This is a genomic window from Hathewaya limosa (genome assembly GCF_030815255.1).
GTDB classification, from domain to species: Bacteria; Bacillota; Clostridia; order Clostridiales; family Clostridiaceae; genus Hathewaya; species Hathewaya limosa.
In genome coordinates this window covers 1-15,685 of sequence record NZ_JAUSWN010000036.1, presented here as the reverse complement: position 1 = coordinate 15,685, position 15,685 = coordinate 1, and the positions used below count along the sequence as shown (strand labels likewise).

Here is a 15,685-nt window from a genome sequence, read left to right as displayed (position 1 = left end):
AAGCTTATAGGCGGTGAACTATCATTAAATTTTCTATAAAACACAAAAAAACGCTGCCGCGTTAGTATAAATTTTTATGCTAATGCGACAGCCTCATTTTTCATATGATTCTATATTAATTTATTTTATAAACTAATTATTTAATTTTACATTTATATTTTAAATTTTTCATTTAAATAAAAGGATTGTAGAAACGACTTTTCATATAAATTGTACTAAATATTGATAATGCTAAAAGAATACATACTAAACTAATAGCTATATAATCTTTACTTGTAAAGTTTTTACTATTATACCATGTTCTTTTTTTATCATTTCCAAAAGCTCTAAGTTCCATTGCCGCACTTATAGTATCTATTCTATCTAAACTCGAGAAAATTAGTGGCATTAAAATAGCTGCCGAATTTTTTATTCTTCTAGATAATTTTTCTTTTTTACTCATTTCTATTCCTCTTGCCTGTTGTGCAAAAGTAATATCATGATAATCTCTTTGTATATCGGGTATATATCTTAATGCTATTGATACTGAATATGCTATTTTATAATTCAATCCTATTCTATTTAAAGAAGATGCAAATTCACTTGGTTCTGTAGTTGCTATAAATAATAATGCTATTGGAATTACAGAAAAGTATTTAACCGTAACATTAAATTGATAAAAAAGTTGTTCTAATGTAACCGAGTATGGACCTGCTATATTAAATAATACATGGGTTGTTTTATAAATTTCATTTCCTCCATGTGGTGAAAAAATAAATATAGTAATATTATTTAGAATTAAAAAAAATAATATAAAATACACTACAAATGCTATATCCTTAAACTTTATTTTTGAGATTTTAAATATAACTAAACTAAAAAACATCATTCCAACTAAAATTCTAGTATCATATGTAATCATCGATGCTAAAGACCATACTATAAAAAAGATTAATTTTGTAGCCCCTGTAAGTTTATGAACTGGAGACTTCTCATTTATATATCCAAGCATAGTAGACATTATTTTCTTCTCCTCCTATCCTCTTCAATAAATTTTTCAACAAATTTATTTGGATTTTGGATTTCTGCTCTAACCGCTAATTCATAAAGAGAAGTCTCCTTTAAATTAGCTTTATCTATAAGGGTTTTATTTGATAGGATGTTTACTACGCTATCTTCTGCAAGTTTATTACCTTCCCCTATAACTATAGCTTTTTCAGTATACTCAAGCATTAAATGCATATCATGGGTAATCATTATAATTGTTATTCCTTTTTTGTTAAGTTGTAATAAAAATTCCATAATCTCATTATAATGTTTAAAATCTTGACCTGAAGTAGGTTCATCTAATATTAAAATTTTAGGATTTAAAACCAATATAGATGCTATGGTAACTCTTTTTTTCTGACCAAAACTTAATGCAGAAACTGGCCAATTACGATAAGGGTAAAGTCCACAAATTTTTAAAGTTTCATAAACCCTTTCTTTGATTTCAATTTCGTTAATTCCTCTTACTCTAAGTCCAAAGGCAACTTCATCAAAAATCATAGTTTTAGAAATCATTTTATTAGGATTTTGCATTACAAACCCAATATATTCCGCTCGTTCTTTAATAGAATCTTTTAAAATACTTCTATTTTCAAACAAAATATCTCCTTTTATAGGCTTATAAAAACCACAAATTAACTTAGAAAGCGTAGATTTACCAGCACCATTTTTACCTAAGATACTTATCATATCGCCTTTTTTTACTTTAAATGATACATCTGCTAAATTTAATTTATTTTTATCATATCCAAAAGAAACATTCTTAAGTTCTAAAATAGTATCTTGATCTTTAGATTCAAAAGCATCTTTACTTTCTTCATACCACTTATGTAAATTATTTTTACACTCTTCTATATGTAAATTTTCTATATGACTAGGTTCCATTTTTTTAGTTACCTTACAATTAGCATATTTTAAAGCCGTTAGATAAAGGGGTTCCCTAAGTCCAAAATCTAATAATTTATTAGATGATAAAAGTTCATCCGGTGTCATATCACAAATTATTTTGCCCTCATTAATTAAAATAATTCTATCTACATCTCTATGTAATACATCTTCTATACGATGTTCTATTATTACTACTGTTTTATTTGATTTTTTATGTACTTCGTCTATAAGTTCAATAGATGTTTTTCCTGATTTAGGATCTAAGCTTGCTAATGGCTCATCAAATAATAAAATATCTACATCATCTACAATAGTTCCTGCTACAGTTACTCTTTGTTTTTGTCCCCCAGATAATCTATGAGGGGCAAGATTTAATTGATTATCAATGTCCACTACCTTAGCAACCTTTTCTACTATTTTCTTCATTTCTTGTTGAGGAATACACTGATTTTCCAGTTTAAAGGCTATATCCTCTCCCACTGTCAATCCTATAAATTGACTATCAGGATCTTGAAGTACAGTACCTACTATTTTAGAAATTTCAAAAATACTTAAATCTTTAGTTTCTTTGCCTTTAACTTTTAGACTTCCAAAAATTTCGGCACTATAAGAAAAAGGAATAAGTCCGTTAATACAGTGCCCTAAAGTACTTTTTCCTGAACCTGATGGCCCTACAATAAGTACCTTTTCTCCTTCATAAATAGTTAAATTAATTTTATCTAAAGTAGGTTTTGATTGTACTACATAATGTACTGTAAAATCTTTAAATTCTATAATTGGTCTTTTCATAAAAATTTATTACCAAAATAAAAAGGTAATTACTCCTTTCTTTATTTAAATTTTAATGCTCATAAAAAAACCGGAGTTATATCTCCGGCAAAATACTAATCTTCCTTACAAAGGCTGCCTCTTTTAGTTTTAGTTTTAGAATAATTACGTACTAATATAGTCCCAAGTACTGCAACTGTAAAAATGTTAGAAATACCACCTATAATTCCTTGAAGATATACCTTATTTAAAGGTTCTGCATAAATTATTACATCCAATGAGGGCGCTACTATAAACCATGCTATAACATTAGCTATAATTTGTACTATATTAAAAGTTACTATTTGTTTTTTTTCGAAAATCCCTTCATTAATTCTAATTTTCTTATATGCAAGACCTATTACAAGTCCTACTACTGCCGAAGCAATTACCCAACTTAGCCAAGGTGATCCATAAAAAATCGTATCCTTTAAAGCATGTCCTATAAACCCAATTAATAATCCTGATAAAGGACCATATAAAAGTGCCATTAATGCTAAAAAAGCATATGCAGTTTCTATATTAGTATTTGGTATTCCAGTTGGAATTGATCCAAAACGTCCTAAAATCATAAATACTGCAGATCCTATACCTATGGCAACAATTGTTTTAATAGATAATTTGTTTTTTCTCATTAATATCTACTCCATTTTTCTACTTGTTACTAAACATTTTTTATAATTATATTTAATAACACATCTTTAAGTTTAAAATCAAATAGAATAATTGTCAATAACTTGATATATACTAAATTGTTATTTATAAAAAATATAAGTTCTAAAATACATACTTTTTAGTAATCTTTTAGAACTTATATTTTTAGGAAACTATATTTAATTATCTTTAACCTTAAACTTACTTACTTCATCCATCATCTCAGATGTTTTTTGGGATAACTCTTGAGCACTATTCGCAACTTCTAAACTTGATTTATTTAACTCGTCTGAAGATGCTGCTATTTCTTCTGAAGCTGCCGACATCTCTTGAGATATAGAAGAAATATTTTCTATGTTATCTAATATATCCTTATTGCTATCATTAATATTCTCAAATGCTAAACTAATTTCATTAATTTTAGGTGTAATACTTTGTACTGAAGTGGAAATATTATTAAAGGAATTTATAGCATTCTCTACTGTTTCTTTTTGAGTTTTTAAATTTCCATTCATTTCATTAGTACTAGATACTATAGTTTTCGTTTTAACAAGTAGATTATTAACTATATTGTAAATATTATTTGACGATTCCTTGCTTTTTTCAGCTAAAACTCTTATTTCATCTGCCACAACTGCAAAACCTTTACCCGATTCCCCTGCTCTTGCAGCCTCTATAGCTGCATTTAAAGCTAAAAGATTAGTTTGTTCAGCTATATTATTAATTAAATCTGTTATTTCATTAACAGTTTTTATATCAGTATCCATATTTATAATTTCATTTGAAAATCCTTTAAAGTTTTCATTAAATGTGGCAAGTGATTTAATTAAATCTTCCATATCTTTATTACTTTTTTTAGAATTGTCATTAATATCTAAAGACATATTATTAATATCTTGAATATGGACAGTAACATTGCCTATTTCGTTACTAAAATCATTAAGTTTCTGTAGTATATTTCCCAAATCAGAAGCTTGCTTAGTAGAACCAGTAGCTACCTCCCCTATTGCTGTAGATATATTCTCTGTTAGAGCTGATAACTCTTCAGCTATAGAAGCTAAATTTGTAGAATTATCATCTATTTCTACAGCAGATTCCTTTACTGATATTATCATGTCATTAATAGAACCTTGTGTTTGTACCATTGTATTACATATGTCACCTAATTCATCTTTATTATCCATATATTTATTATCCATTGAGTCAATTAAATTTCCCGTAGATATTTTTTTCATATGTTCTTTAATTAAAAATAATGCCTTAGATATTGAATTACTAAATATAAAAATAAATATACTTATAGTAAATATAATAATTAAAGTTGTTATTATACAACTATACTTTAATCCATTAAGTCCACTTAATAGGTCATCCTTAGTTACATTTATTGAAAGTGACCATCCAGTAGAAGGCACTTGTGTATATGCTGAAAACTTTTGTACATTGTTATAAGTATATGATTGTACCCCTGTTTTACCAGAAATCATATTTTTCTCTATATCAACAACTTCTTCAAATTCTTTATCATTTGAGTGACTTCTTATGGTATTCTCCATTTTTGTTACTAATTCTTGATTCTTATGTGCAATTGTTGTACCACTTTGATCCAACATATATGCTGTTCCTGTATTTAAAAATGATATTTTATTTACCATTTTACTTAATTCATCACCACTTTTAATTGCTATTAAAACTCCTATAACTTTACCATTCTCTTTTATAGGTGCAGAATAAGCTACAGCCAAATTATTATTAACTTTGCTAAGAAAAGGTTGTGATATATAACTTTTTCCTTCAAAAGGATGTCTATAAAAATCTCTATCACTTACGTCGATTATACTTCCATCAGTATATCTAACCTTTCCATTGGTATCAGCAATTCCTAATAATAGATACTTTTGAGTTTGCATATTAATGTTTAAATGTCTTTGTTTATCACTCCAAGGTATCTTAGGATCTGCTATATCTGGATCTTCAGCTAATAAATTTACTACATTTAGATTAGCCAACAATTGTAAATCCGTCTCACCTGCAGCATTTTTAGCAAGTTCCATCATTAATGTACTACTTGTCTGTATTAAATTTTTCTTAGCATTTAAATATGCTAAGGAAGACAAAATAATACATGCTATTAATACAATAGGTAGAAGACATACTAACATTTTGGTTTTAATACTTTTAAAATTCCTTTTTAATATTAATTTCATTTCGCATTTTTCCCCTTATTATTACATAAAATCCTAAATATTTTTTTATTCCTAATTATATTGTTTTAAAAATACTTTGTAAATATATATTTAAGATTTTTTTAAAATTAACTTATATTTTTTACAATTTTTTATATTGCTTTAATTTAATTTTAAACGCCACACATTATTTTACTATTTAAATGATTATTGTGAATATTATTCCTTACTTAATAATATTTTCTTGTTTATTCTAAATAAAAAAGTACACTTATTAAAATAAGTATTATTCTAATAAGCGTACTTTTTTATTTGAATTTATTTTAAATATTTAAAATTTTTAATAACGTGCTAAACTATATTCCTTAAATTTCCATAAATTCTATTTTAATAATATTTTTTATATATGAATCATCAAAACAGTTTATACTAAATTTAAAATCCTTTGCAATCTGTTCCTCAGTATCTTTGGAATTTTCTTTAACTTGATTTATATTATTTAAAACTTCAATTTCTAACATATTAAAATCTTCATATCCCATAATATAAGATTTTATATCTTCTCCCCCAGATATAATAGCGGCAAATCCCATTTCATCTTTATAATAAATAACTGGTACTTTCATATTTAAAATTCTCCTTTAAAAGTTTTCTATAATACAGGTATAAAAACAACTTTTAATTTATAATCCTATTTTTTTGTATACCATAATCCAAATTTTTTCATACAATTATCATCTTTTAAACTCTCATAAACTTTAAATTCATCCTCTGTAAATTCTGCTAAGGTTTTATAAAAATTGTTTGGTTTGAATACATACCATAAATCCGACCAACTATCTTGATTTTCTTTTCCCTGAATATTATAAGAAATAGTTCCTGGATCATCATTTTCAAAAAACTCCATATGTATACCATCATAGTACGCTAAACAAGATTTAAATTTACACTTTCTATTTATGACTCCTTCCATTAATTTTAATAATCCTCTTATTCCTATAGTATCTAACATATGATTAACATATGCCTTAGGAAAACCATTTAATTCATCAACGAAAAATCCTGAATCTAATGCTATACATGGTTTTCCTACTATTTTATATGCTTGTATAACTTTTTGTCTTGCTATTTCTCTTATATCGTCACTTCTAGGTTCTATTAACTCTGCATTATATGGTAAAACTTTTATACCGCTTAATTCTCTTTGTGCAGATGCGATTTTTCCCTTATTAGTTGTTACAAATACAATCTCTCTTGTAGTATTTTCCATTTATTACATCCTCTCTATCTTTTGTTTAATACATTAATATATTTATATTATCAAAATAACTTAAATTTTTCTATTTACCACACTTAATTTTTTATACTTATTTATATAAACTAGCTATATCTTTTATTTATAAATAGTTTTTTTATTTTACTATTCAATATTTGATAAACTATTATTATATAAAAAACTAAGCAACTCTAATACTTATAATATGTTAGCTTAGTTTTTTATTATTATCTATTTAGTTGTTTTACTTTTATACAGCTGTGTGTCCTAGCCCAAATTGAATAACATAAGTTACTGATTGAACAAGTTGAACTGGATTTAATGTAAGAATTGTTTGTTTACTATACTCATTATTGGTCCAATCTTTTACATTTTGTACTTGATTAGTTGGTTTTTTATTTGGATCTAAATTATCCTTAGGAGTTATAAAAAAGACACCAAAAGGACTAGAATATCCATAATAAATACTATCATAATTTCCCTCTGGATGACTCCAATAAATAGAAATATATGTTGTTAAATTTTCTACTTGTACTGTGTAAGTAGCAAATCCAGAGGATCCAACAAGACCTGTTTGATCTCCTTTAAAATGTCCTGTTTCCCCTGCCTTTATTAGCTCTGGAGGATTATTATATAAATATCCACTTTGAAGTTCTGTTTTAAATAATTTCATATCTTTTCCTGTTCTATTTTCTAAATACATATCTATAGGTCTATCAAACACAGTTTGCCTTACAGTAGTAAACATAAAAATTTTCTCCTCATAATTTTTAATTATTTATATTATCATTTATATTTTAAAAAATAATTTATGTTCCTTTGTTCTTAAGAAATATTCACTTATTCTCATCAATCTGCATATTGTAAAATATACGAATTTACAGGAGGTTTTTTATGAAAGCTAATTATGCTACCCTAGATAATGGTTCAACAATTATTATGAAAGCTGACTATAGGCTAGGGGATCAACTTTACTTTCATTACTGGTTTAAAAATTCATGGATTCCTACATCAATAAATATTAATAAAATTACTAGAATGAGGCCCATAAAATTACATGAACCTACAATGACACCATATGATGATTCTGCTCAAGAAGCTTTTTTCGCTAAAATGACAGATGGATTTACTGACATTCCTAACACATATCGTGTTGGTCCAAATGGAGGTAATGAACTGTTTACAAATAACCCAAGTGGTATAAAACCTATGTTACTTAAATCTACAGGTACAGCTCCAAATACTGGAACAGTAGTTTATCCCGTTTTCCCTAAAATAGAACCTAATTGGTTTTATACCGGATTTCCTGCAAAATTAACAGTTGGTGGTGCCAAAGGTAATTTAGTAGAATTTGTTCCTGTCTTCTTTTACGCTACAAAAGATGGTAATGAAAAATTTACTTTACCTAAATTACCTGATCGTATAGGATATTTAGATAATAACAATGTATTTACCGAAACCTTAGTTTGGGATGGTCCTTTTAAAAAAGGAAGCCTTATGTTTACATTATTATTAGATAAAAATTCTCCTGTATGTGAAGGCAGTAAAATAAATGATACAAGCTATTGGAATCTTATGACTGAATTTAGCAATATAGATCCTGGCTCTACAGCTACTAAGGCCATAACCATTACAAGCGGTATTACAAAAACTCAAGGTTTTTCTATGGGATTATCCGTTGGTTCAAGAATTGGTGTAGAAGTTGGAATAGAAGGTATTGCTAAAGTAACTGCAGAATTATCTGTTCAACTATCCACATCTTTCAGTACTGAAGTAGCTATAAGTCAACAAATATCAACCACAGACACAGTAGAATTTAAAGCACAGGACAGAACTCAAAGAATTTCTACTTATCAATTTATTGAACAATACAATATCGACGCTGCTACACCTCTAAAACAAAAAGTTGATTCTCTTAATGATAAAAACAAAAATTATGTTGCTAATTTTGCTGAAGGAAAATTTCAGCCAGCACCTTTTGACTATGGAAGCAGATATTTTGCCAAAGCTTTCGTGTTAGAACCTACTATGTAAAGTTATATATAAAAAAACTAAGTCATAATAAATATCAATTATTATAACTTAGTTTTATTTATACTATAATCTAATAGATAAATCTTCAAACATTATATTTAAAGCTATTTTGCTATAAGATATTCTACATTAATTTTATTTTTTTGCATATGATTATTAATTAAAAAATCTTGAGTTTTACTTAACTCTTTTATATCTTTTCTACTAACGTCCATATTAAAATCGTACCAATTAAACATTTCTTCTGTTTCCTTCTCTGTAAGCCCTACTTCTTTAGCAGCTATTTTTATAGCTTCTTTTCTATTTTCTTTCATAAATTTAAGTGTTTCTTTATGAACCTTTTTAAAACGTTCTACTAAATCTGGATGATCTTTAAAAAATTTATCGCTCACTGCTGTAACTATAGTTCCTTCTACTAATCCCTCTCCATTTGTAACTAATTTGGCTCCTGACTTTATAGCCTTTAATGCTGCCGGTCCAGCAAGCAACGCAGCATCTACTGAACTATTATTAAGTGCAGCTAAAGCTTGAGGAATTCCCATATTTATAAACTTAACATCCGAACCTTTTAAATCATTTTCATCTAAGGCCGCCAATAATAATTGATGTAATACAGTTCCTTTAGGTCCTGCTACATTTTTTCCTTTTAGATCTTTTGCAGATTTAATATCTTTATTTTTAGTTAAAATCATAAAAGCTTTTGGTGCCCTACTATAAATATTTAATATTTTTAAATCTACTCCATTAGATGCAGCCAATATAGCTGATGTTCCTCCTAAAGCATGTAAAAACTGTAGTTCCCCTGCCGCTAATGCTTGAGTTTGTTGAGGTCCTGAAGTCAAATCGTGAAATTTAACTTCTATATTGTCTTTTGAAAATTCACTTTTAAAACTATTTTTTTGCTTTTCTAATATACTTGGTACATTTAATGGTGCTTTTACGTAAGTTATATTTATATCTTTTATATTATTATTTTTGGCATCTACTTTATTACTGCATCCTGCCACACTTAAACATATACTTAAAACTAAACTTAATGCCAATATTTTATGTATCTTCATTTTGCTTTTCCTCCAAAATTCTTAAGATATCATTCTTTAATACCTCTTTGTTTTTATTGCAAAGTTTTTCCTCATTAGATTTTTTTAGATTATATTCTTTTACTACTCTTCCTTTATCTATTATTAATATTTTATGAGCTAATAATATAGCCTCATCTATATTATGTGTAACAAAAATTATTCCCTTATTAGTTTTTTTATGAAGATCCAACAATTCATTCTGCAATAAACTTCTTGTAAAATAATCTAAAGCTGCAAAAGGTTCGTCCATTAACAATATATGTGGTTCATATGCTAAAGCTCTACCTATTGCTACTCTGTGTGCCATTCCACCGGAGAGCTGATAAGGTTTTGCATCTTCAAAACCCGTTAATTTAAGCAACTTTATATATTTTGCACTTATTTTTTGCTTTGTATCTTTATTCTTTATATGTATGGTTATGTTATCCTTAACTTTTAACCATGGAAATAACCTACTTTCCTGAAACACCATTCCTATTTTAGGTTTAATTTCTTTGTTTTCATCATTTATAAATTTAACATTACCACTAGTAGGGAATTCTAAGCCTGCAAGAAGTCTTAAAATAGTTGTTTTTCCAGAACCACTTTTACCTAGAATAACTGTGATTTTTTTATGATCTATGTAAAGATTTATATTATCTAGTACTTTATGAATTTTACTATTTACTTTATATTCTTTAGTTAAATTTTCTATTTTATATCCCATTATTCTCTATGTTCCCTTTGCTATTTCTTAAACCTTTAGTAAATCGTTCAAATATATAATCAGTTAAAAGTCCTAAAGACCCTATTAATATTATTCCTACCATCACCACATCCGGTCTTGAAAGTTCTTGTCCATCTAAAATTAAATATCCTATACCCGAAGAAGCTGCTATCATCTCCGCTCCTATTATTGCTCTCCAACTATATCCTAATGCTAACTTAATACCTAATATAATATTAGGGAAAGCACAGGGTATAAGTATTTTCATAAATATTTCATCTTTACTAAAATTTAAGGTTTTACCCACCTCTATTAACTTTTGATCACAATTTTTCACACCATCTAATGTATTCATAAATAGCGGAAAAAAAGAGGCCAAAATTATTATAATAACTTTAGATTTCTCTCCTATTCCAAACCATAAAATTATTAGTGGAATTAATGCCAACGGAGGTATATGTCTTAACATTTCTAATAAGAGATTAAATTTTTTATATATTTTAGGGTTTAAACCAAAGAATATTCCTAAAGGTATGGCTACTAAAAAAGTTATTATAAATCCTATAAAAATCCTAAGAATACTTATTCCTATAGATGTAAATAGACTTCCATCTATAAACATATTGTAAAAGGTTCCTATAACCATTTTAGGTGTAGGCAAGATAGCTATACTCCACCATGATAAATTTGATCCTAAAATCCATAAAAATACTATAATTAATAAAATAACCATACTTGGTGCCTCTCCTCTTTGATGCAAAACATTTAGTGCATTTCTAAATTTCGAAACTTTCTTTAATATTTTACTATTAAATTATATTACTTATCTTTAATAATCACAATATAGTTTTATTAAACTATATCCCTTATTTTAATTTTTCAATTAAAAAGGATTAAGATAATTTAATCTTAATCCTTTTTAGTAACTTTATAAAATCTTTATATTTTATTACTTTCTTATAATGATAAATATCATATAAACAATATAACTTAGAGTTAATACTGCCCCCTCAATTCTATTAATACTTTTCTTAGTTACAGCAAAAACATAAGCTACTATACTTATTATTAATAAAATAAACATATCCGTAAATACACCAGGGCCTACTGCTATAGGATGTATAAAACAAGAGATACCAAGTATAAAGAATATATTAAAAATATTAGATCCTATAACATTGCCTAATGCTATGTCACTTTCTCCTTTAGTTGATGCTACAATAGATGTAACAAGTTCAGGTAGAGAAGTTCCTATAGCAACTATGGTAAGTCCTACAAGACTTTCACTCATTCCCCATGCTAATGCTATAGATGATGCTGAATCTACAACAAATTTCCCCCCTAATATAATTCCTACTATTCCACCTATGCATAATATAAGACTTTTTCCTGTAGAAAGTTCCTTTATTTCTTCTGTGCTTTCTGTGGTAACCGCTAGTTTTCTAGATTCCAAAGCTATTTCTATAAGGTAATACATGTAGATTCCAAATAATATTAATAAAATTATTCCGTCTGCCCTACTTAGAATATTCTTTGAACTTCCTGCAAACATTAAGTCACCTGAAATTATTAACAATACAAAAGATGATAATATAGCAAATGGAAAATCTTTAACTATTGTACACTTCTTAACTTTTAATGGACATATAAACGCAGCTACTCCAACTACTACTAATAAATTAAATATATTAGAGCCTACTACATTTCCTATGGCCATTCCATTTTGTCCTTGTAAACCTGATGTAATACTAACTGCAGCTTCTGGTGCACTTGTACCAAAAGCAACTATAGTAAGTCCTATAACTATAGTTGGAATTCTAAATTTCTTTGCAATTGCAGATGCTCCATCAACGAAATAATCCGCACTCTTTATTAATAATACAAAACCTATTAAAAGTAATATATAATTCATATATACTTTCCCCCTTAAAATTCTATTGAGTAACATACTGTAAGTCATGTTCCATTAAATACAAATTCTTTACAATACAAAAAGACCTTCAGAATAATTAGAAAATCTCCAATCATTCTGAAGGTCTTGCTAGCAAGAATATCTTGTTAATCAACCGAGTAGATCTTATTCTACTGTGATGACGATTAATTACCACATTATGTGGAAGCTACTCCCCTTCAATACATTACGATCTTTATATATTTATCATATATTATTTTACACTATTTAGTCAATATTTATTTGTAAATACATAGCATCAAGTTACTATGAGTTAAAAAAATAGAGACTTGCCCTATAATATATTGAGCTACGCTTTCCTAAGTAATTTAAGTACATACCAATGCTATATTATTTCACTTAAAATTCACATACATACTATATAAAAAAAGCATAAGATTGTCAAGAAATTTCTAGAAATTTCTTAAAATAATGAGTTTTTTTATTTAGATTTGTTCTTATCCTATAAAACCACCCTATTATTTATTTCCCTCTTAAATTGTATTCTAATATAATAGAATATACCTTGTTAAAACCCAACGCTAAAATTCTCAGTTTCAAAAAAATTTTAGTAAATTGGAGGATAATGATATGCCTGCTTTTGAACATCCAGATTATAAAACTGAGTGTAAAAGACTAGATACAACTCTTAATTACTTAAGAAACTTTGATAAGATTATAAGTAAACAAAAGAATAGAATTGATGAAGCTGTTGAATACAGTACAAGTCATTATAACTCAGACAATGCCGAGCAGTTCAATGAACTTGTTATAAACGAAGTTCTTCAAGTTAGCATGAAGGCTAGACTAAAAAATATAAGTAGAAGTCTTTCTAAGCCTTATTTTGCTAGAGTAGATTTTACTGAAAAAGGTCTAGACAAAATGGGTAAGTACTATATTGGTAAAATGTCTCTTCTTCATGAAAAAACCGGAGAATTTTTAATTGTAGATTGGCGTTCACCTGTAGCCAACCTTTACTATGAAGGTAGACTGGGAGAAGCCAGCTATATTTGTCCCGATGGTAACATACATGGGGATATATCTCTAAAAAGACAATACACAATAGAAAATGCCTGTCTTAAAGAAATTTTTGATATAGACATAACAACCAATGATGACTTTCTTCAAGCCGCACTTGGCTCCAATAAAGATAATAGACTAAAAGATATTGTATCCACAATCCAATCAGAGCAAAATCAGGTTATTAGAGCAGATATGTGGAAACCTCTTATAGTACAAGGAGCCGCTGGTGGTGGAAAAACTACTATAGCCTTACATAGGATTGCCTATCTTATGTATAACTATGAAAAAACATTAAAACCAGAAAACTTTATGATAATAGCTCCAAATAGATTTTTCTTAAGTTATATATCAGAGGTTCTTCCAGAACTTGGAGTAGAAAACGTAACTCAAACCACTTTTGAAGACTTTGCTTTTAATGTAATAGGAAAAAATCTAGGCAAAAAACTAAAATTGAAGTCACCTCACGAAAAGCTATCTACCATAATAGAAAATTACTCCGACAAAAAATCTAAAGAAAACAATAATATTATTGAAGCCTCATGTTTTAAATCTTCATTAGAATTTAAAGAGTTGCTCAATAAATATTTAAAATATATAGAATATCATTATATTCCTAAAGAAGATTTTAAAATACATGACTTTGTACTTTTCACCTACAAAGAGATTCAAAAACTCTTCATAAAGGATTATAGCTATCTACCTTTTTCCAAAAGAATTAATGAAATAAAAAAAAGTATGATAAATAGGGTGAAATATCAAAGAGATAAAATATTAGATCGTGTAGATAACGAATATGAATGTAAGTTAGACAAAGTTAGAGCTTCTATGGGTGATTGTCCTGAGAGAAGAACTCAAATAATTGAGATTATAGATGAACGTGACAATCTTCTTTTAAATATAAAAAAAGGACTTAAAACTGTTATAAAAGATTATACTTCAAAAATTCCTAAAAGATCTGTATGGAAATACTATGAAAATTTCTTAATAAATTTATCTAAACTAAATACTGATGAATCTAAGTTCAAGCTTATAGATTACATAAAACATTACTCCCTTGAAAACTTAATGAATAGTACTATAGAAGTGGAAGACTTGTCACCGTTAATGTATATCTCAATATCATTATATGGTATCAGCGAAAAACTAGATTTAAGGCACATTATAATTGATGAAGCCCAAGACTTTAGTTTATTTCAGCTTTATGTACTTAAGAAAATAGTAAACAATAGCTCATTTACAATACTTGGAGATCTATGTCAAGGTATATATAGCTACAGAGGAATCCATGATTGGAATGATGTATCAAAATATATATTTACAGATGAAAATTCAAGCCAACTTTGTCTAGAGCAAAGTTACAGAACCACAATTGAAATAATGAATACAGCCAGTGAAGTTATAGGAGGACTAAACGATCCTCGCCTTCCGAAAGCTAAACCTGTAATACGTCATGGTAATGAAGTTAAGGTTTTTGAAAAAGATTCTCTTAAAGATATTGCCAAGGATATTCATGATAAAATAGAAGAAATGCTCCAAAGTGAATATAAATCCATGGCTATAATATGTAAAACATTAGATGAATGCATGAAATTAAAATCCCTATTAAAAGAAAAGAAAAATGTTTCTGTAATAACCGGTAAGGAAAAGGACTATCCAGGCGGAATAGTATTAATTCCCTGCTATCTTGCAAAAGGCTTGGAATTTGATGTGGTTATAATTGCTAATGCCTCAAAGGATATGTATACAGAAAGTGAATTAGATGTAAAACTTCTTTACGTGGCCATGACCAGACCCCTACACGAACTTTATATTTATTCTCTTGGGGAAAAAACTAAAATACTACCAATTTAAAAACAAATAGCTGCTGATTGAATTCAACAGCTTATGTTTATCTATAACTACATTACATACTATCATTTTACACTTGCTTAAAAACCTTATAAAAGTTTATATAATAAAAAAAGGGGCTGTCGCACTAAAAAATAGTGCGACAGCTTTTTGCGTAAAAAATAAATCTCCCACTCGAAAGAGTGAAAGATTTATAGTAAAATT

Annotated in this window: 13 protein-coding genes; 2 read left to right on the top strand and 11 right to left on the bottom strand. The window is 27.6% G+C overall.

Annotated features, from left to right (window positions below; genetic code table 11):
* Positions 1-172: 172 nt before the first annotated feature.
* The 7 genes from QOZ93_RS13460 to QOZ93_RS13430 form a co-directional block, all read right to left on the bottom strand.
* Complete coding sequence (locus QOZ93_RS13460; protein WP_307357311.1) at positions 173-1,000, bottom strand: energy-coupling factor transporter transmembrane component T family protein; 828 nt, start codon at positions 998-1,000, stop codon at positions 173-175.
* Positions 1,000-2,703 (bottom strand): ABC transporter ATP-binding protein, encoded by a 1,704-nt coding sequence (locus QOZ93_RS13455; protein ID WP_307357307.1) that lies wholly within the window; start codon positions 2,701-2,703, stop codon positions 1,000-1,002. The genes QOZ93_RS13460 and QOZ93_RS13455 overlap by 1 nt, the downstream gene beginning before the upstream one ends.
* 95 nt (positions 2,704-2,798) lie before the next feature.
* Positions 2,799-3,356, bottom strand: a complete 558-nt coding sequence (locus QOZ93_RS13450; RefSeq protein ID WP_307357305.1) for an ECF-type riboflavin transporter substrate-binding protein — start codon at positions 3,354-3,356, stop codon at positions 2,799-2,801.
* A gap of 198 nt (positions 3,357-3,554) precedes the next feature.
* Positions 3,555-5,582 carry a methyl-accepting chemotaxis protein gene (locus QOZ93_RS13445; protein WP_307357302.1) on the bottom strand — a complete coding sequence of 676 codons (2,028 nt, stop codon included), beginning with the start codon at positions 5,580-5,582 and terminating at the stop codon, positions 3,555-3,557.
* Positions 5,583-5,926: 344 nt separating this feature from the next.
* Positions 5,927-6,187 (bottom strand): hypothetical protein, encoded by a 261-nt coding sequence (locus QOZ93_RS13440; protein ID WP_111943179.1) that lies wholly within the window; start codon positions 6,185-6,187, stop codon positions 5,927-5,929.
* Between the two features lie 65 nt (positions 6,188-6,252).
* Positions 6,253-6,831: a non-canonical purine NTP pyrophosphatase gene (locus QOZ93_RS13435; protein ID WP_307357298.1), complete on the bottom strand. Its 579-nt coding sequence runs from the start codon at positions 6,829-6,831 to the stop codon at positions 6,253-6,255.
* Between the two features lie 256 nt (positions 6,832-7,087).
* Positions 7,088-7,585 (bottom strand): hypothetical protein, encoded by a 498-nt coding sequence (locus QOZ93_RS13430; RefSeq protein WP_111943183.1) that lies wholly within the window; start codon positions 7,583-7,585, stop codon positions 7,088-7,090.
* A 146-nt stretch (positions 7,586-7,731) separates the two neighbouring features.
* On the opposite strand from QOZ93_RS13430, the gene QOZ93_RS13425 reads away from it, so the two are divergent.
* On the top strand, positions 7,732-8,871 hold the full coding sequence (locus QOZ93_RS13425; RefSeq protein WP_307357294.1) for a hypothetical protein: 1,140 nt from the start codon (positions 7,732-7,734) through the stop codon (positions 8,869-8,871).
* A 104-nt stretch (positions 8,872-8,975) separates the two neighbouring features.
* Here QOZ93_RS13425 and QOZ93_RS13420 read toward each other — a convergent pair whose 3' ends face one another.
* The 4 genes from QOZ93_RS13420 to QOZ93_RS13405 form a co-directional block, all read right to left on the bottom strand.
* Positions 8,976-9,932: an ABC transporter substrate-binding protein gene (locus QOZ93_RS13420; RefSeq protein WP_307357292.1), complete on the bottom strand. Its 957-nt coding sequence runs from the start codon at positions 9,930-9,932 to the stop codon at positions 8,976-8,978.
* Positions 9,919-10,659: an ABC transporter ATP-binding protein gene (locus tag QOZ93_RS13415; RefSeq protein ID WP_307357289.1), complete on the bottom strand. Its 741-nt coding sequence runs from the start codon at positions 10,657-10,659 to the stop codon at positions 9,919-9,921. Before QOZ93_RS13415 ends, QOZ93_RS13420 begins: the two co-directional genes overlap by 14 nt.
* Entirely contained in the window at positions 10,649-11,392 is a 744-nt protein-coding gene (locus QOZ93_RS13410; RefSeq protein WP_307357287.1) for an ABC transporter permease, read from the bottom strand. Before QOZ93_RS13410 ends, QOZ93_RS13415 begins: the two co-directional genes overlap by 11 nt.
* A 216-nt stretch (positions 11,393-11,608) precedes the next feature.
* The gene (locus QOZ93_RS13405) at positions 11,609-12,571 is read right to left on the bottom strand and encodes a calcium/sodium antiporter (protein ID WP_307357285.1); all 963 of its coding nucleotides are present in this window, start codon (positions 12,569-12,571) and stop codon (positions 11,609-11,611) included.
* 630 nt (positions 12,572-13,201) lie between these two features.
* Here QOZ93_RS13405 and helD point away from each other — a divergent pair.
* Positions 13,202-15,484 carry an RNA polymerase recycling motor HelD gene (helD, locus tag QOZ93_RS13400; protein WP_307357283.1) on the top strand — a complete coding sequence of 761 codons (2,283 nt, stop codon included), beginning with the start codon at positions 13,202-13,204 and terminating at the stop codon, positions 15,482-15,484.
* Positions 15,485-15,685: the final 201 nt, after the last annotated feature.